Below are 15,960 nucleotides of genomic sequence, written 5' to 3'. Positions count from 1 at the left end.
CCGGTGACCTCCACGGTGCGCGTTCCGGGCCGTGTTCTCCATCGCACCTCCGCATGGCGGCCATGCGCCCCGAGGGGTCCCCGCGCGCCGCATGGGGCCCATGCCCGATGCGCATGGACGGCACCTCCGGGGCGCCCTACCCTCGGAGGCATGGAGCTCCTGCACCTCCGGGTCCTGCGGGAGGTCGCCCGCCGCGGGTCGATCTCCGCGGCGGCGGACGCCCTGGACTACACCCAGCCGGCCGTCTCGCGGCAGCTCGCGATGCTCGAGCGCCAGGCCGGCCAGGCCCTCGTCGAGCGCACGCCGCGCGGTGCCCGCCTGACCGCGTCCGGCGAGGCCCTCCTGCGCCACGCCGAGGACATCCTCTCGCGCGTCGACGCCGCGCAGGCGGAGATGGAGGCGATCGCGAGCCTGCGCGGCGGCCGGGTGCGCGTGTCCGCGTTCCCGAGCACGATCGCGTCGTTCGTCCCGTCGGCGCTGCGCACGTTCGGCGACCGGCACCCGGACGTCCAGGTCGACTTCTCGCTCGTCGAGCCCGGCCCCGCCCAGGAGCTCCTGACGCAGGGCCTGCTCGACGTCGCCGTCTCGAGCATGGGCCTCGCGCGCACCCCACCGCCCGGCGTCCGCGCGGAGCCGCTGATCGACGACCCGTTCCTCATCGCGCTGCCGCCGGACCACCCGCTCGCGGACCTCGACGAGGTCCCCGTCTCCGCGCTGGCCGGCGAGCAGCTGATCATCGGGACCCCGACGACGTGCCCGGACTGCGAGGTCGTCCTCTACGCGTGCGAGCAGGAGGGGTTCACGCCCGAGCGCTCCTACGACGTCGACGACTACGGCGCGGCGCTCGGCCTCGTCGCCGCGGGCCTCGCGGCAGCGATGATCCCGGAGCTCGCGCTGACGGGCCGTCGCGCCGACATCGTCGTCCGGCCGCTCGACGCCCACATCGTGCGCCGGATCGTCGCGATGACGCTGGAGACCCGGGCGGGCTCGGCCGTCGACGCGGCGATGGTCACCGCGCTCGGCGACGCCGCGTCGGCGTACCGGGCGGTCGGCGGACTCGGCGAGGGCGTCGCCGCCGGGGCCTGACGACCCCCCCGTGCAGCCGTCCACCCACCCGCGACACCCATTCCCAGCAGGCATACACTGCGGGTGATGCAGCGTCCGATCCTGCCCTCGACGCACGACCTCGAAGCGTTCGTCGCGGCGATCGAGGCGGGCACCATGGGCGGCGCCGCCGACGCGCTGGACCTGACGCAGTCGGCCGTCACGAAGCGGATCGCGCGGCTCGAGGCGCAGCTCGGCACGGTGCTGCTCGAGCGGGGCCGCTACGGCGTGCGGCCGACCGCGCCGGGCGGGTCGCTCTACCCGGAGGCCCGCCGGGCGCTCGAGACCCTGCGTCGCGCGACCGAGCTGCTGCGCGCGGAGCGGTCGGCGCGGCACGAGACGCTGCGGATCACGGCGAGCCACACGGTCGGCGAGTACCTGCTCCCGGACTGGCTGGCCGCCCACCGACGCACCGGCGCGTCGTTCCACCCGACGATGCGGATCAGCAACTCCCCCGCGGTCCTCGAGGCCGTCCGCGAGGGCGACGCCGACCTGGGCTTCGTCGAGCACGGCGGGGAGGCCACGGGCCTCGAGACGCTCGTCCTCGGCCGCGACGAGCTCGTCGCGGTCGTCGCCGCCGACCACCGCTGGGCGGCGCGCCGCACGATCGCGGTCCGGGAGCTCGTCGGCGAGCCGTGGATCACGCGCGAGCCCGCGTCCGGGACGCGCACGGTCGCCGAGGACGCGCTCGCCAAGGCCGGCGTCCGCCTCGAGCCCGCGCTGGAGGCCCAGAGCCTCGAGACCGTCAAGCGCTCGGTCGCCGGCGGGGGCGGCTTCTCCCTCCTCTCCCCCCTCGCGGTCGCGCACGAGGTCGACGCGGGGTCGCTCGTCATCCGCAGCGTCCGCGGCGCCGACCTGCGGCGCGAGCTGCGCGCGGTCCGTCGCCGCCCGCGCACGAACGTCCCGGGCGCCGGCGCCGAGCCCGCGCGGCAGCTGTGGCGGTGGCTGGCGAGCGAGATCGCGCCGGGCCCCGAGGCCTGACGCGCCGGCCGGCCGGACCGCCGGCGCGGTGGTCGACCGGACGGCCGCCGGTGCGCCGGGCCGCCCCGGCCAAGCCGCACGATCGCAACCCGATCCGGATGATCACCCGACGTCCGTGGGGACCCGTCGACGCCGATCCGCGCGGACGCTAGGCTGGACCCACCGCGCATCGGCCAGGAACCCCGATGCGCGTCCGTCGCCCCGCATGCGAGCTCCGGCTCCGGGGTATGGACGCCCGGTGGTGCTCCACCGGACGACGAGGTCGCCCCGGCGTCCCGCACCGCAGCACCCACGTCCCATGTCCGCACCCACGCTCCCCACCGACGCCTCGAGCCTCGAGGCCCTCCGCACCGCCGTCGACGCGATGGGCGAGCAGGTCACCCTGCTCGGGCCCGGCGGACGCGTGCTGCACGTCAACCGTGCGCGCCGGGCGTCGGAGCAGGCGGACGCGGACGACGCGGACCGCGGCCGCCACGACCAGGACCCGCTGTCCAGCGCCGCCTCGGGCGACGCCCAGTCCCGCGCCATCGCCGCGGGCGTGCGCTCGGTCCTGTCGGGCGAGCGCGACACCTTCGAGGTCGAGTACTCACGCGGACGGGGCCGCGCGGTCCGCTGGTTCCACCTCCGCGCGTCGACGATCGGCGTCGACGGCGTCGGCGCGGTCGTCGTCCACACCGACGTGACGCGCCGTCGCGAGGCCGAGCGCGCGCAGCACCACCGCGCGGACCGCGACGGCCTGACGGGACTCGCGAACCGCCGCCTGCTGGCCCACCGCCTCGAGGAGCTGCTCGTCGACGGCCCGGTCGGCCTGATCTCGCTCCACGTCCACGCCACCGACCCGTCGCGGCCGATCCACCTCACGGGCGACCGCGACGGCGACGTGCTGCAGGAGACCGCGCACCTCGTCGAGCAGCTGGTCGCCGAGGACGCCGTCACGGGCCGCCACGGCGCCGACCGGTTCGTCGTGCTCCTCCCCGGCGTCGAGGACGATGCCGTCCGCCGCGCCGCGCTGCCGCTGTCGGCCGGATGGCACGCCCGCCTCCGCCGGCGCCACGACCTCACGGCGTCGATCGAGACCCTGGTCGCCCACCCGGGCGACGACGCGCACGAGGTCCTCGACCGCGCGACCGGCGGTGAGCACGCGGGCGCGGACGGGACGGCCGTGCTCGCGGCACGCGGCTGACCGCCGGATCCGGCCCCGGGACGGACCGGCACCACCCGCGGTCCGGCGCTCCCGGCCCCGGGTGCGGGCGGACCGGACCGTCAGTCGGTCGCCGGCTCGTCCGCCGTCGGCTCGGGGACCGGGACCGACGACGTGCGGGTCGCGATCCGTCGGCGGTGGTGCCCGGCACCGCCGAGCAGCGCCGCGTCGACCTGCGCGCGCTTGAGCAGCCAGTGGACGTCCGCCTCCCACGTGAAGCCGATGCCGCCGTGGAGCTGGACCGCGGCGGCCGTCACCGTGCGCCCGGCGTCGGAGGCCGCGGCCTTCGCCATCGCCGCGGCGACCGGCAGCTCGGCCGCCAGGCGGGCACGTTCGCCCTCGTCCTCCGCGGCGGACAGCGCGTCGGCGGTCCACGCGGCGTTGTACGTCAGGACGCGGGCCATCGCGACGTCGCGGAGCATCTGCGCCGCGCCGTGCTGCACGGCCTGGAACGAGCCGACCGGCACGCCGAACTGCCTGCGCTCCTTCACGTACGCGACCGTCATGTCGAGCGCGCGCTGGACCACGCCGACGAGCTCGGCGGCCACGACGACCGCCGCGCGGTCGAAGCCCGCACCCGACGGCGTCGGCGTGCCGCCGAGCCACTCGCCGCGCGGGTTGAGCTCCTCCTCCGGGTCGAGCTCCGGGATCGGGATGCGGCCGTGGCCGCGCGTCGGGTCGACGGCCTCGGCGTCCTCCGCGATGCCGGCACCCGGGGCGTAGAGCGCCGCCGGGCCACCGTGCGGGTCGCCGACGAGCAGCAGCGCCGCGTCGGTCGCGCCGGGCACGGGGACGCGGTCGCCGGTGTAGGTCGTCGCGCCGCGCAGCTGCCCGGACGCGAGGTGCGGGAGCCAGTCGCCGCGCTGGTCCTCGGTGCCCTCGTGCTGGACGACGAGCGCTGCCGTGACCGTGCCGAGGTACGGGACGGCCGCGACGGCGTACCCGAGCTCCTCGGTGATCGCGCAGAGCTCGACGAGCCCGAGCCCCTGGCCGCCGTGCTCCTCCGGGATCGCGATCCCGGTCCAGCCGAGCTCCGCGAGCTCGGCGGTCAGCGCGGCGTCCTCGCCCGGCGTGCGGGAGAGGTCCGGCATGCCGGTGGGCTCGGCGTCCTTCTCTGCCACGACGGTCCGCAGCTGCGCGAACGTCGCCCGGCCGCCGAGCAGGTCGCGGGCCGCGCGCTGGATCTCCTGCTGGTCCTCGGAGAGGTCGAATCGCATGTCCGGCTCCTAGCTCGCGCGGGGAAGGCCGAGCACGCGCTCGGCGATGATGGTCTTCTGGATCTCGGTGGTGCCGCCCTCGATCGAGTTGCCGCGCGCACGCAGCAGCTCGTAGCCCCACCGGGAGTCGGCGGTCAGCGCCTCCGCGCCGACGACGTCGACCGCGAGCTGCACGAGCAGCTGGTTCGTCTCGCTCCACAGCCACTTCGTCAGCGAGCCCTCGGGGCCCGGCTGGCCGTACTGCTCGATCGCCGTCAGGCCCTTCCAGGCCATCAGCCGCAGCGCCTCGGTGCGCAGGTGCAGGTCGGCGAGCCGGTCGCTGATGACCGGGTCCTCCGAGCTCCCGTTCTCCTGCGCGACCGCGACGAGGCGGTCGAGCGCCTGCCGCAGCCGGACCTGGAGGAAGAACGCCAGACCGGCGCGCTCGTTCATGAGGGTGGTCAGCGCGACCTTCCAGCCGTTGCCGACCCCGCCGACGACCATCGACTGCGGCACCCGCGCGTCGGTGAGGAACAGCTCGTTGAACTCCGGCGAGCCGGTGATCTGCACGAGCGGCCGGACGTCGACCTCCTCCTGCTCCATGTCGAGCACGAAGTACGTGAGGCCCTGGTGCTTCTTGGCACCGGGCTCCTGACCTCCGCGACCGTCACCCGTCCGCGCGACGAGCATGCACCACTTCGCGTACTGCGCCCCGGAGGTCCACACCTTCTGGCCGGTGATCAGCCAGTCGGAGTCCGGGTCGTCCGGGTCCGCCTTCACCGCGCGCGTCTTGACGGCGGCGAAGTCCGAGCCGGCGTCGGGCTCGGAGAACCCCTGGCACCAGGTCTCGTCGGCGGAGAGGATCGTCGGCAGCAGGCGCTCCTGCTGCGCGTCGTCGCCCCACGACATCAGCGTCGGGCCCGCGAGCAGGATCCCGAGGACGTCGGCGGGCAGCGGCGAGCCGGAGCGCCCGAGCTCCTCGAAGAAGATCGCCGTCTCGGTCAGGGACGCACCGCGACCGCCGACCTCCTTCGGCCAGTGGACGCCGGCCCAGCCGCCCTCGGAGAGCGTGCGCTGCCACTCGCGGCGCCACTCCCAGGACTCGTCCTCGTCGTCCGGCTCCTCGCCCAGCGACCCGGCCGGTCCGTGCTCGGCCAGCCAGGCCCGCAGCTCGTCCCGGAAGGCCAGCTGCTCGGGGGTGAAGGTCAGGTCCACGGCTGCTCCTCGGTGGGTGGTGCGTGCTCCGGGAGGGTCGCCCCGCGCCGGCCGGGCGGCGCAGGGGCGCCGACCGGGTCGCCCCCAGGCTACGACCTGGGTCGGAGGGCGGGGCCCGGCCGTCGCCCCCGTGTGCCGTGCGCACACGCCGTACCCGTCGTCCGTGTGACCATGCCGTTATGGCTCCCTCCCCCACGAACGCGCTCCCGGCCCTCGCCGACGTCGAGCAGGCGCTCCGCGCGTCCTGGTCGATGGAGACCTCCGACGATCCGCACAGCTGGTCGCCCGAGAACCCCGCGCTCGGCCAGTGCGCCGTCTCGGCCCTCGTCATCCGGGCCCTCTACGGCGGCGACATCGTGATCGCCACCGTGCTCGACCGCGACGGCGAGCGCACCCCCGACGGCCACGCCTGGAACGTCCTCCCCTCCGGCGAGCAGGTCGACTTCTCGTTCGACCAGTTCCTCGACGGCGAGGGTCTCGGGCCGGAGATCGTCACCGAGCCCGTGATCGACGGCGACCCCCAGCGCGCGCACCTGCTGGCGGGCCGCGTCGGCACGATCCTCGGCGTCGAGATCGACCTGCCGCCGAACCCGATCGCCCAGGACGCGGCGGCCGTCGGCGCGGACGACGAGACCGACGTCGGGCCGTCCGCCGAGGGCCACTGGCACTGACTCCGCCGGCGGGTGCCACGAGCCCGCCGAGGTCCGGCGCGCTCCCCACCCGAGGCGCTCGGGGCGGGCCCCGCACCCCTACTTCCAGCGCGCCAGCAGCTCCTGCGTGTGCTCGGTGAGCGCGAGCTGGAGCAGCGGGCCGTACGAGACGCGGCCGACGCCGAGCCCCTTCAGGTGCTCCAGCGAGGACTTCCCGGGGAACGCCGTGATGTTCACCGGCACGTCGATGGCCTGCACGACGGCGGAGATCAGCTCGTCGTCGTCGTGGATCTTCACGGGGTAGACCGTGTCGGCCCCCGCGGCCACGAGGGCCTTCAGCCGCTCGATCGCCTCGTCCAGCACCGACTTGGGGTCCTCGGCGTGCGCGAAGAGGTCCGTGCGGCCGTTGACGACGATCGGCACGCCGGCGTCGTCCGCCGCCGCCCGCAGGCCGCCGATGTACGCGGCGTGCTCCTCCGTCGTGCGGACGCGCCCGCCCTCGGAGTGCACGGTGTCCTCGAGGTTCAGGCCCGCGCCGCCGACGTCGATCAGCCCGGCGATCAGGTCCTTCGGGTCGGCGCCGTAGCCGGCCTCGAGGTCGACGGAGATCGGCACGTCGACGGCCGCGATGATCGGCCGGACGGCCGTCAGGACCTCGTCGAGCGTCTGACCCTCGTTGTCCTTCGCGCCGCGCGAGTCGGCCAGCGGGTGGCTGCCGATCGTGAGCGCGTCGAAGCCGGCGTCGACGGCGACCTTCGCCGACCAGACGTCCCACACGGTCGGCAGGACCAGCGTCCCTCCGCCGCCGTGCAGCTCCTTCAGGCGCTGCGCGTTCTTCACGGTCCGGTCGTCAGCCATGGGGTCCTCCGTCTGGGTGGGTGGCCGGCGGAGCGCCGGCCCGTGGGGCGAGTGTCGCATCCGGCCCGCCCCGCCCCGGCAGGAACGGGGTCGGGTCCGGTCGTGCGGCCTGGACACCCGCTGCCGATGGCCCGGCGCCCCGCCGTCGCGACCTCCGTGCGCGGCCGGTCCGCGCCGGGGTCCGGCTCGGCGACCGAGCGCCCGACGAGCGGCGACGCGCCACCCGGAGCGCGTCACTGTTAGGGTCACCTGATGCGCTTTTCCCACGCAGTCGCGGCCGTGCTGTCCGCGCTCACCCTCGCGGCCTGCGGCTCCGACGACGACGCCTCGACGACCGCCGGCGGCGCCGGGACCACCGCCGGGACGACGGCCTCCGCCGACGCGCCGGGCCCCTTCCCGGTGACGATCACCCACACGTTCGGCACGACGACCGTGAAGGCCGCCCCGGAGCGCGTCGCGACGGCCGGCTTCAACGAGCAGGACTTCGCGCTGGCCCTCGGCGTCAAGCCGGTCGCCGTCCGCGAGTTCATCGGCGACTTCCCGTTCAAGACCCGTCCGTGGGCGCCCGGAGCGGACAGCGACCCGACGCCGCAGTACATCGGCTCGACGGACATCGACATCGAGAAGCTCGCCGCGGCCCGGCCCGACGTGATCCTCGGGATCTACTCGTTCATCGACAAGGGCATGTACGGCAAGCTCAGCGGGATCGCCCCGACGATCGCGCAGACGAAGGACTTCGGCGAGGGTGCCGTCCCGTGGGACCGCCAGCTGCTCGACACGGGGAAGGCGCTCGGGCGCGAGACGAGGGCGAAGGAGGTCGTCGCGGACGTCGACCGGCAGTTCGACGACGCGAAGAAGGCCCACCCGGAGTTCGCGGGCAGGAAGCTGACCGTGGCGTTCGAGTCCGGCGGCACGCTCTTCAACCTCGGAGACGACGACCTGCGCCAGCAGTTCTTCACCGACCTCGGCTTCGTCACGCCGAAGGTCAACGGCAAGGACTACCAGGAGGACAACATCAGTCGCGAGCGGCTCGACGTCCTCGACCAGGACGTCCTCGTGCTGATCTCGGACGACGAGAAGGGCATCCTCGACGACCCGCTCTACCAGCGGCTGAAGGCCGTGAAGGAGGGCCGCGTCATCAACGTGAAGGCCACCGACGCGTTCGCCGGCGCCCTGGGCTACAACAGCCCGCTGAGCCGGCCGTACCTGTTGAAGCAGGTCGTGCCGCAGCTCGTCGCCGCGGTCGACGGCGACCCCGCGACGAAGGTCCCGCCGGCGCAGTAGGCCGGTCGGCCCCACCCTCCCGCGGGGCCGGAGCCGCTGCGCGGGTCCGTCCGCGCGGCCCTCCGGGCCCCGGGACGGACGATCGGCGTCGCGCGGGTGCCGCATCCGGCATGATCGTGGGCATCGTCCCTTCATCAGGCCCACCGATGCGGCGCGTTCCCGCCGCGCGCCGACTCCTCATCGCGACCGCCACGTTCGGGGTCCTGGTGCTGCTGGCGCTGCTCGCGCTGCGGGCCGGATCGGCGAACGGCGCCGCCGGGTCGACGGGCAACCCGCTCGGCGACCTGCTGGCCCCGGTCACCGGGCCGGCGGGTGGCCGCGTCCCGCCCGACGCGCAGTCGCTGGCGTCGGGGTGGAGCCGCGTGCAGGACCCCGCCGACGACGGGGTCGCCGCCGCGCGACCCAGCGGTGCCGGCGCCGGGTGGACGGCCGTCGCGATCCCCGACGTCACGCAGCCGCAGCCGACCCCCGCCAGCTACGCGGGCTCGGTCTGGTGGTACAAGCGGCAGCTCCAGGTCCCCGCCGCCGACGCGGGATCGACCTGGGCGCTGCGCTTCGAGGGCGTCCGCCGCATCGCGTCGGTCTACCTCGACGGCCGCGAGCTCGTGCAGAACGACGACCCGTACTCGCCGTTCGAGGTCGAGCTGCCGCAGGACAGCGCGGGCAGGACGGTCACGGTGGTGGTCCGCGTCGACGGCCGCCGGCCCAGCCCGCTGTCGGAGGGCTGGTGGAACTGGACGGGCATCGTCCGACCCGTCACCCTCGTCCCGCGCGCGCACCTGAACACGGTCGACCCGGCCGTCCAGGGCGCCGCCACGTGCACGGGCCCGGACGTCTGCGACCGCTCGGTGCGGGTCCGCGCCGACGTGCAGAACCGCACCGGTGCGGCCCTGCCGCTGCGCGCCCGCGTCACGCTCACCGACGACAAGGGCCAGCAGCTGGCGGCCGACGACCGCGACCTCGGCACGGTCGGCGGCGGGGCGCAGCGCAGCGTCTCCGTCGACGTGCCCGCGCCCCGCGCGCGGCTCTGGTCGCCGTCCTCGCCGGTGCTCTACACCGCGACGATCGAGCTCGTCTCCGGCACGTCGATCGAGCAGCGGATCGTGCGCCGCATCGGCTTCCGCTCCGTCACGGCGGTCGGGTCGCGACTCCAGCTCAACGGGCGCGAGCTGCGACTCCGCGGCGGGTCGATCCAGGAGGACCTCCCCGGCCGCGGCGCGGGCCTCAGCGACGCCGACGTCCAGCGCATCGTGCAGGACCTCGAGGACGTCAAGGCCAACGTCACGCGCGCCCACTACACGCTGGACGAGCGCCTCCTCTCGGCGCTGGACCGCGCCGGCATCATGGTCTGGTCGCAGGCGCCGATCTACCAGAGCACCACCCGCCTCGACGACCCGGGCCTGCGCGAGCGCGCCCTGCGGTCGAACCAGCGCGCGGTGATCGCCAGCCGGAACCACCCGTCGGTGATCGTGCACTCCGTCGCCAACGAGCTCTCCCCGGTCATCGACAAGCACCAGGGCGCCGTCGACTACCTCGCGAAGGCCCGGTCGGACACGCAGGCCCTCGACCCGACCGTGCCCGCGGCGATCGACCTCGTCAACTACCCGGGCTACCCGGCGCAGCAGGCGTACGGGGCGTTCCCGGTGCTCGGCCTGAACACGTACTTCGGCTGGTACGACGGGCGCCCCGGGCACTCCACCGGACGCTTCAAGGACTTCGCGCCGTTCCTGACGCGGATCCGCAAGCAGTACCCCGCCGCCGCGATGGCCATCACCGAGATGGGGGCCGAGGGCGTCCGCAACGGCGCGAGGACGAAGAAGGGCACGCTGCAGTTCCAGAACGTGTACTTCAACCGGATCATGAACGTCATCGACTCGCGCAAGGACCTGTCGGGGGCGCTCTACTGGACCGTCCGCGAGTTCGGGATCAAGCCGGGCTGGACGGGCGGCACGCCGTCGAAGTTCGCCAAGAAGGACGGCATCCACCGCAAGGGCCTCCTGACCTACTACGGCAAGCCCAAGCCGGTCTGGTACTCGGCGCGCAACCGGCTCGACGGCAGCACCTGGGCCGTCGGGGCGCCCGTCCGCTCCAAGTACGGGCGCTGAGCCCCGCCGCCGACCGGGGCGGGGCGGGCGCCGCAGCCCCCGGTCGCCCTCAGAGGCCGATCGCTCGGTGGTGCGTCGAGAGCCGGTGCTGGAACGCGGTCATCTCGCGCCACGAGCCGACCGCCGACGGCACGGCGCCGAGGACCGGGATCGCCCGCAGCCCGCGCGACCGGAGGCCCTTGGCCGAGAACCGCTGACGGAGCCCCGGCAGCTGCCGCATCCGCCAGAGCAGCCGGAGGGTCGACCACGGCGTCCACCGCTCCGGCACGGCGTCGCGGAGCAGCTGGCCGCCCCGCACGACGAGGGCGTCCAGCAGCGACCGCTCGCTGCTGCCGTCGGCGATCGCGTCCGCCTGGGCGGCGTCGTCCAGGAGCCCCCAGGCGATCAGCAGATCGCCGGCGATCGCGGCGTCGGAGCGGTGCGGTGCGCGGTCGACCGCCGCCGCCACCCCGGCGCGGGCCTGCTCGACGAGCCCCACGACCTCGGTCGGGATCAGGCCCGGGGCACCGAACGCCCCGGGCACCGCCGCCCGGGTCGCCACGCGGGCGTGGGCGTGGACGCGCCCCGGCGACGAGCGCTGGGGGTCGAGCTCGGCCCGCAGCTCGCCGACGAGCGCCACGAGCACCTGCTCGGGGACGCGCGGCAGGCGGTCGGAGCCGGCCTTCGGGCGGTACGCGGCGACGGACGAGCCGATCGCCGCCCCGAGTACCCGGAGCTGACGGGGAGCGAGCGGAAGGAGCGGATCGTCGGCCATCGGGCCGGAGCCTACGAGGATCGGACCGCGCGGCGCTCGACGCGTCGCAGGACCGGCCGCGCGACGACCAGCAGCCCGATCACCGCGGCCACCGCCAGCCACAGGAGCGGGTCGCCGAGCGAGAGGTGCTCCAGCCTGCCGCCGAGAAGGACGACGACGCACGTCATCGGCACGTAGCCGACGACCGTGGTCCACGCGAAGCGCCGCAGGGGGACCCGCAGGGCGCCGGGCACGACGCTCGCCAGCGTGAACGGCACGATCGGCACCAGCCGCGACGCCAGCAGCGGGTAGGCCCCGGCGTTCTCGAGCATCGCGGCCATCCGGTCGACCCGCGTGGCTCCCAGCAGCCGGCGGGCCGCCGGCGCGCCGATCGACCGGCCGAGCGCGTAGCCCAGGAGGCCGGTCAGGAGCCACGAGACGAGCATCAGCGGCACGCCGATCCAGAACCCGTAGACGTACCCCGCGACCGCGAGGGCGAGCTCGGCCGGGTACGGGATCACGGTGTGCAGCAGGACGAGGACGACGAGCACCAGCGCGCCCCAGACACCGAGGTCGCGCAGCTGGGTCCGGAGCGCGCCGGTGTCGCCGTCGAGGACGTGACGGAGCGCGTCGTGGAGCTCCGGGACCTGCAGGGCGAGGACGACGAGGATCGCGGTCAGCGCCACGGCGAGGAGCCCGACCACCAACGTGGGGCGTCGCGACGCCGGCTCCCCCTCCATCCCGGAGACGCTACGGGGGCGGCTCCCCGCGGAGGTGGCCCGGTGGTGAACCTCGACGGGCCGCGCGGGGTGACCCGCCTCCGTCGTCCTCGATGCGCTCGCGCGGCGTCCGGCAGCGGGGCCTCGCCGTCAGCCCTCGGCGAACACGCCGCGCAGCCGCTCGAACGCGACCGACGCGACGCGGAAGCGGACGAAGCTGCCGTCGCGCTCGCGCTCGAGCAGCCCGGCCTTCGCCAGGCGCGCCAGGTGGTGGCTCGTCGTCGGCTGGCTGAGCCCGAGCGCCGCCTGGATCTCGCCCCCGTTCATCGCCCGCTGCGGGTGATGCAGGAGCAGGCTGACGATCTTCAGCCGCTGCTCGTTGGCGAGCGCGTGCAGCAGCCGCGCGAGCTCGACGGCGTCCTCGTCGGCGAGCGGCGCGTCGGTCAGGGGGCCCGCGCGATGGAGGAACGGCAACGCCACGGGCGCCACGGTATCGAGCCCGCTCGATATTGACAACATTCGATACCAGCGCTACCTTGGACCAAGGACATCGATCAACGTCAATACGAAAGGTCGTCCCATGATCCGTCGCTTCGCGTCCGATCTCAGCGTCTTCACCCTCGGGTCCTTCCTGGCCGTCGTCAGCCAGGGCGTCGGCTCCGGGGCCGCCCAGTGGTGGCTGTTCGCCGTGGGCGTGCTCACCGCCCTCGCCGGCGCCTACGGGGCGTACGACACCGCGCGGGGCGAGGCCCACCGCGGCGTCGACGCCCTCACCGCCGTGCTGGGCGTCTTCGCCGTCGTCGCGAGCTTCGCCTGGAGCGCCGGGACGCTCCTCGACGTCACCCTCGTGGTCGGCATCGCCTACGCCGCCCTCGGCGCCCTCGGCCTCGTGATCCACGAGCTCCGCACCGAGCGGGTCGTCCACGCCCTCGAGGTGTCGTCGCCCGCCGCGCACCGGGAGGAGCACCTGGTCCGCTGACCGGGGCGCGGATCCGGGCCCGGCGGTCGACGCCGTGCCCGGTCCGGAGCGGTCCGACCTCTCCGGTCGGAGCGCCCCGGGCCGGTGTGCGGTCGCCGCCCGGCCACGGTCCGCGCGGGGCGGGCCGTGGCCGGAGGACCGCGGCCCCGCCGGCCGGCGCGTCGCGGCGGCACGCGCGCGCCACGGGACACGCGGGGGTCGCGGCCGGGAGGGCCGTGGCCCCCGTCGTCGTGGGGTGGTCGCCGGCAGGCCGACGCGATCGGGCTGCGCGCGTCGTCGTGACGGCCCGACCGCCGGCCCACGCGACCGACGCCGCACCGTCGGGCGGGCCCGGTTTCGCCATCGGGACCGACGGGCACCGTCCCGCCATGCGCGCGACGCCCCTGACCCCCGACGGCTCGAGCGTCCTCCTCGTGTTCGAGACCGGCGACGAGCTCGTCGCCGCGATGACCGAGCACGTGCGTGGTGCGGGCATCACGGCCGCCCGGTTCACGGCCGTCGGCGCGTTCTCGTCCGCGGTCGTCGGCTGGCTGGACTGGGAGGCGAAGGACTACCGCCGGATCCCGATCGACGAGCAGGTCGAGGTGCTGTCGCTGCAGGGCGACGTCGCGCTGCAGGACGACGAGCCCGTCGTCCACGCCCACGTCGTCCTCGGCAAGGGCGACGGCACGGCGCACGGCGGGCACCTGATCGAGGGCCGGGTCCGCCCCACGGTGGAGCTCGTCCTCGACGTCTCCCCCGCGCACCTGCGCAAGCGGATCGACCCGGAGTCGCGGCAGGCGCTGATCGATCCGGGGCTGTCGGACGGGGCGTGAGCGCCCCCGCGACCGCTCCGGGCCCGCGGTCCGGGGCGGGCCGGGTGCCGTCACCCGGAGCGGGGTAGCGTCGGACCGTGTTCATCGTCTTCGACGTCAACGGCACGCTGACCGATCCGTCGGCGCTCGGCGAGCCGTGGGGCCGGCCCGACCTCGGCCCGGGGATCCTCCGGGACGCGATCGGGACGGCGATGATCGACACGATCCTCGGCCGGTTCCGCCCGCTGTCCGAGCACGTGCGCGGCGCGCTGGAGACCACGGCCGGGCGCCACGGGCTGGACCCGGCGGGCGTCGAGGCGGCGGTCGAGCGCGCGTCGCACCTGCCGCCGTGGCCCGACGCCTCGGACGCCCTCGACGTGCTGCGCGACGCGGGGTGGAGGATCGCCGCGCTGACCAACAGCGGCTCCGTGGCCGGCCGGGCGACGCTGGAGGCCGCCGGGCTCGCCGACCGCTTCGACGCGATCCTCGGCGTCGAGGAGGTCCGGGCGTTCAAGCCCGATCCCCGGGTCTACCGCTACGCCGTCGACCGGCTCGGGATCGCCCCGGACGAGGCGGTCCTGGTCGCCGCGCACGCGTTCGACGTCGACGGCGCCGCGGACGCCGGCCTCGGCACCGCGTGGGTCGCCCGCGGCGAGACCGTCCTCGGCCCGATGGGCGCCGCGCCGGACCACCGGGCGGACGACCTCGCGGGGATCGCGGAGGTCCTGGCCGGGCGCCTGCGGGCGGCGGGCTGAGCCGGCGGCGGGACCTACAGCCCTGCGGTCGCCAAACGGCCGACGATCTCGTCGGCGTAGCGCGTGTGGAAGCTCGGGTCGAAGACGAGGTCGAGGTCGAGGCCCGCGCACCGCTCGTCGGCGGCGGCGAGGTCCTTCAGCGGGGTCCGGGTGTCCCAGGCGCGCTGGGCGAGCTCCTGCGCGGTGCGGTACGCCTCGTCGCGGACGAGGCCCTGCGTCTCGATCAGGGCGAGCAGCAGGCGCTGGGAGAACAGGGCGCCGGAGGTCAGCTGCAGGTTCTCGAGCATCCGGTCCTCGTGGACGACGAGGCCCGAGACGACGCGGGTGGCGAGCGACTGCATGTAGTCGAGCGCGATGGTGGCGTCGGGCAGGATCACGCGCTCGGCACCGGAGTGGGAGATGTCGCGCTCGTGCCAGAGGGCGACGTTCTCGACGCCCGCCTGGGCGTAGCCGCGGAGGACGCGGGCGAGGCCGGTGATGCGCTCCGTCGTGATCGGGTTGCGCTTGTGGGGCATCGCGGAGGAGCCCTTCTGGCCCTTCTTGAACGGCTCCTCGGCCTCGCGCACCTCCGTCCGCTGCAGGTGGCGGATCTCGGTGGCCAGGCGCTCGAGGCCGGCGCCGGCGAGCGAGATCGCCTGCAGCAGCTCGGCGTGGCGGTCGCGCGGGATGACCTGCGTGGACATGAGCTCCCGCTCGAGACCCAGGCGCGTGAGGACCCGCTCCTCGAACTCCGGCGACGTCGCGGCGTACGTGCCGACCGCGCCGGACAGCGCGCCGACGGCGACCTGCGCGAACGCGGCCTCGAGGCGCTTCGCATTGCGGTCGGCCTCGAAGGCGAAGCCGGCGAGCTTGATGCCGAACGTCGTCGGCTCGGCGTGCACGCCGTGCGTGCGGCCGACGCAGACGGTGTGGACGTGCTCGCGGGCCTTCGTCGCCAGCGTCTCGGCGACCTCGTGGGCCCCGCGGACGAGGATCTCGCCGGCCTTGCGGATCTGCAGCGCCAGCGCGGTGTCGAGGACGTCGGAGGACGTCAGGCCGTAGTGGATCCAGCGGCCGCCGGGACCGGCGTCGGCGGACAGCACGTCCACGAACGCGGCGACGTCGTGGTCGGTGATCTTCTCGCGGTCGTGGACCGCCTGCGCGGTGAAGGTCGCCTTGCGGATCGCGACGAGATCGTCCTCCGTCGGGCCGGCCATCTCCTCGCACGCGGCGACCTCGACCTCCCGCCACGACTCGAACTTCGCGTCGTCGGTCCAGACGGCACCGATCTCGGGGCGGGTGTAGCGCGGGATCATCGCGGGCGATTCTCGCGGATCGCCGTGGGGGCGGGCGTTCCGGGGTGGTGAGCGGGGTGGCGGCCGTGCGCGGACCCGAGGTCGGCGACAG

At 75.1% G+C, this 15,960-nt stretch carries 16 protein-coding genes; 9 read left to right on the top strand and 7 right to left on the bottom strand.

Annotated features, from left to right (window positions below):
- Nucleotides 1–150 precede the first annotated feature (150 nt).
- From PATMI_RS0110005 to PATMI_RS0109990, 3 genes are all read left to right on the top strand, one after another.
- The gene (locus PATMI_RS0110005; protein ID WP_026910788.1) at nt 151–1,086 is read left to right on the top strand and encodes a LysR family transcriptional regulator; all 936 of its coding nucleotides are present in this window, start codon (nt 151–153) and stop codon (nt 1,084–1,086) included.
- Nucleotides 1,087–1,152: 66 nt separating this feature from the next.
- Nucleotides 1,153–2,085 (top strand): LysR family transcriptional regulator, encoded by a 933-nt coding sequence (locus PATMI_RS28965; protein WP_051471297.1) that lies wholly within the window; start codon nt 1,153–1,155, stop codon nt 2,083–2,085.
- A 298-nt stretch (nt 2,086–2,383) separates the two neighbouring features.
- The gene (locus PATMI_RS0109990; protein ID WP_026910787.1) at nt 2,384–3,268 is read left to right on the top strand and encodes a GGDEF domain-containing protein; all 885 of its coding nucleotides are present in this window, start codon (nt 2,384–2,386) and stop codon (nt 3,266–3,268) included.
- 80 nt (nt 3,269–3,348) lie between these two features.
- On the opposite strand, the gene PATMI_RS34315 is transcribed toward PATMI_RS0109990, so the two are convergent.
- Both PATMI_RS34315 and PATMI_RS0109980 read right to left on the bottom strand, forming a co-directional pair.
- A complete protein-coding gene (locus PATMI_RS34315; protein ID WP_051471296.1) occupies nt 3,349–4,503 on the bottom strand; it encodes an acyl-CoA dehydrogenase family protein in 1,155 nt (384 codons plus the stop codon).
- 9 nt (nt 4,504–4,512) lie between these two features.
- Nucleotides 4,513–5,697: an acyl-CoA dehydrogenase family protein gene (locus PATMI_RS0109980; RefSeq protein ID WP_026910786.1), complete on the bottom strand. Its 1,185-nt coding sequence runs from the start codon at nt 5,695–5,697 to the stop codon at nt 4,513–4,515.
- Between the two features lie 179 nt (nt 5,698–5,876).
- Here PATMI_RS0109980 and PATMI_RS28955 point away from each other — a divergent pair, with 179 nt between their 5' ends.
- Nucleotides 5,877–6,368: a YunG family protein gene (locus tag PATMI_RS28955; RefSeq protein ID WP_051471295.1), complete on the top strand. Its 492-nt coding sequence runs from the start codon at nt 5,877–5,879 to the stop codon at nt 6,366–6,368.
- Between the two features lie 78 nt (nt 6,369–6,446).
- Here the strand turns inward: PATMI_RS28955 and PATMI_RS0109970 are convergent, their stop codons facing one another.
- A complete protein-coding gene (locus tag PATMI_RS0109970) occupies nt 6,447–7,205 on the bottom strand; it encodes an isocitrate lyase/PEP mutase family protein (RefSeq protein WP_026910785.1) in 759 nt (252 codons plus the stop codon).
- 252 nt (nt 7,206–7,457) lie between these two features.
- Between PATMI_RS0109970 and PATMI_RS0109965 the strand changes: the two genes are divergently transcribed.
- Nucleotides 7,458–8,489 (top strand): iron-siderophore ABC transporter substrate-binding protein, encoded by a 1,032-nt coding sequence (locus tag PATMI_RS0109965; RefSeq protein ID WP_026910784.1) that lies wholly within the window; start codon nt 7,458–7,460, stop codon nt 8,487–8,489.
- A 146-nt stretch (nt 8,490–8,635) separates the two neighbouring features.
- The gene (locus PATMI_RS0109960; RefSeq protein ID WP_026910783.1) at nt 8,636–10,594 is read left to right on the top strand and encodes a glycoside hydrolase family 2 protein; all 1,959 of its coding nucleotides are present in this window, start codon (nt 8,636–8,638) and stop codon (nt 10,592–10,594) included.
- A gap of 49 nt (nt 10,595–10,643) precedes the next feature.
- Here the strand turns inward: PATMI_RS0109960 and PATMI_RS0109955 are convergent, their stop codons facing one another.
- The 3 genes from PATMI_RS0109955 to PATMI_RS0109945 all read right to left on the bottom strand — a co-directional run bounded on the left by PATMI_RS0109955 (nt 10,644) and on the right by PATMI_RS0109945 (nt 12,526).
- The gene (locus PATMI_RS0109955) at nt 10,644–11,348 is read right to left on the bottom strand and encodes a hypothetical protein (RefSeq protein ID WP_026910782.1); all 705 of its coding nucleotides are present in this window, start codon (nt 11,346–11,348) and stop codon (nt 10,644–10,646) included.
- Nucleotides 11,349–11,359: 11 nt separating this feature from the next.
- Complete coding sequence (locus PATMI_RS0109950; RefSeq protein WP_026910781.1) at nt 11,360–12,067, bottom strand: TVP38/TMEM64 family protein; 708 nt, start codon at nt 12,065–12,067, stop codon at nt 11,360–11,362.
- Between the two features lie 129 nt (nt 12,068–12,196).
- Entirely contained in the window at nt 12,197–12,526 is a 330-nt protein-coding gene (locus PATMI_RS0109945) for an ArsR/SmtB family transcription factor (RefSeq protein ID WP_026910780.1), read from the bottom strand.
- Between the two features lie 100 nt (nt 12,527–12,626).
- Here PATMI_RS0109945 and PATMI_RS0109940 point away from each other — a divergent pair, with 100 nt between their 5' ends.
- The 3 genes from PATMI_RS0109940 (at nt 12,627) to PATMI_RS28950 (ending at nt 14,574) form a co-directional block, all read left to right on the top strand.
- Nucleotides 12,627–13,025 (top strand): hypothetical protein, encoded by a 399-nt coding sequence (locus tag PATMI_RS0109940; RefSeq protein ID WP_026910779.1) that lies wholly within the window; start codon nt 12,627–12,629, stop codon nt 13,023–13,025.
- Between the two features lie 368 nt (nt 13,026–13,393).
- Nucleotides 13,394–13,840, top strand: coding sequence for a PPC domain-containing DNA-binding protein (locus tag PATMI_RS0109935; protein ID WP_026910778.1), 447 nt, complete (start codon nt 13,394–13,396; stop codon nt 13,838–13,840).
- Between the two features lie 77 nt (nt 13,841–13,917).
- The gene (locus PATMI_RS28950) at nt 13,918–14,574 is read left to right on the top strand and encodes a haloacid dehalogenase type II (protein ID WP_051471293.1); all 657 of its coding nucleotides are present in this window, start codon (nt 13,918–13,920) and stop codon (nt 14,572–14,574) included.
- 14 nt (nt 14,575–14,588) lie between these two features.
- Here the strand turns inward: PATMI_RS28950 and purB are convergent, their stop codons facing one another.
- On the bottom strand, nt 14,589–15,869 hold the full coding sequence (gene purB / locus PATMI_RS0109925; RefSeq protein ID WP_026910777.1) for an adenylosuccinate lyase: 1,281 nt from the start codon (nt 15,867–15,869) through the stop codon (nt 14,589–14,591).
- Between the last annotated feature and the right edge of the window lie 91 nt (nt 15,870–15,960).

The sequence above is a fragment of the Patulibacter minatonensis DSM 18081 genome (assembly GCF_000519325.1).
Taxonomy (GTDB): Bacteria; Actinomycetota; Thermoleophilia; order Solirubrobacterales; family Solirubrobacteraceae; genus Patulibacter; species Patulibacter minatonensis.
The sequence above is the reverse complement of the archived record's forward strand: the minus strand, read 5'-3'. Positions and strand labels throughout refer to the sequence as shown.

Excerpts from the sequence above, each read along its gene's own strand:
- PATMI_RS0109955 (WP_026910782.1), bottom strand. The coding sequence starts at position 11,348 with ATGGCCGACGATCCGCTCCTTCCGCTCGCTCCCCGTCAGCTCCGGGTA.
- PATMI_RS0109950 (WP_026910781.1), bottom strand. The coding sequence starts at position 12,067 with ATGGAGGGGGAGCCGGCGTCGCGACGCCCCACGTTGGTGGTCGGGCTC.
- PATMI_RS0109990 (WP_026910787.1), top strand. The coding sequence starts at position 2,384 with ATGTCCGCACCCACGCTCCCCACCGACGCCTCGAGCCTCGAGGCCCTC.
- PATMI_RS28955 (WP_051471295.1), top strand. The coding sequence starts at position 5,877 with ATGGCTCCCTCCCCCACGAACGCGCTCCCGGCCCTCGCCGACGTCGAG.
- PATMI_RS0109970 (WP_026910785.1), bottom strand. The coding sequence starts at position 7,205 with ATGGCTGACGACCGGACCGTGAAGAACGCGCAGCGCCTGAAGGAGCTG.
- PATMI_RS0109960 (WP_026910783.1), top strand. The coding sequence starts at position 8,636 with ATGCGGCGCGTTCCCGCCGCGCGCCGACTCCTCATCGCGACCGCCACG.
- PATMI_RS28965 (WP_051471297.1), top strand. The coding sequence starts at position 1,153 with ATGCAGCGTCCGATCCTGCCCTCGACGCACGACCTCGAAGCGTTCGTC.
- PATMI_RS0109965 (WP_026910784.1), top strand. The coding sequence starts at position 7,458 with ATGCGCTTTTCCCACGCAGTCGCGGCCGTGCTGTCCGCGCTCACCCTC.
- PATMI_RS0109935 (WP_026910778.1), top strand. The coding sequence starts at position 13,394 with ATGCGCGCGACGCCCCTGACCCCCGACGGCTCGAGCGTCCTCCTCGTG.
- PATMI_RS34315 (WP_051471296.1), bottom strand. The coding sequence starts at position 4,503 with ATGCGATTCGACCTCTCCGAGGACCAGCAGGAGATCCAGCGCGCGGCC.
- PATMI_RS0109940 (WP_026910779.1), top strand. The coding sequence starts at position 12,627 with ATGATCCGTCGCTTCGCGTCCGATCTCAGCGTCTTCACCCTCGGGTCC.
- PATMI_RS0110005 (WP_026910788.1), top strand. The coding sequence starts at position 151 with ATGGAGCTCCTGCACCTCCGGGTCCTGCGGGAGGTCGCCCGCCGCGGG.
- purB (WP_026910777.1), bottom strand. The coding sequence starts at position 15,869 with ATGATCCCGCGCTACACCCGCCCCGAGATCGGTGCCGTCTGGACCGAC.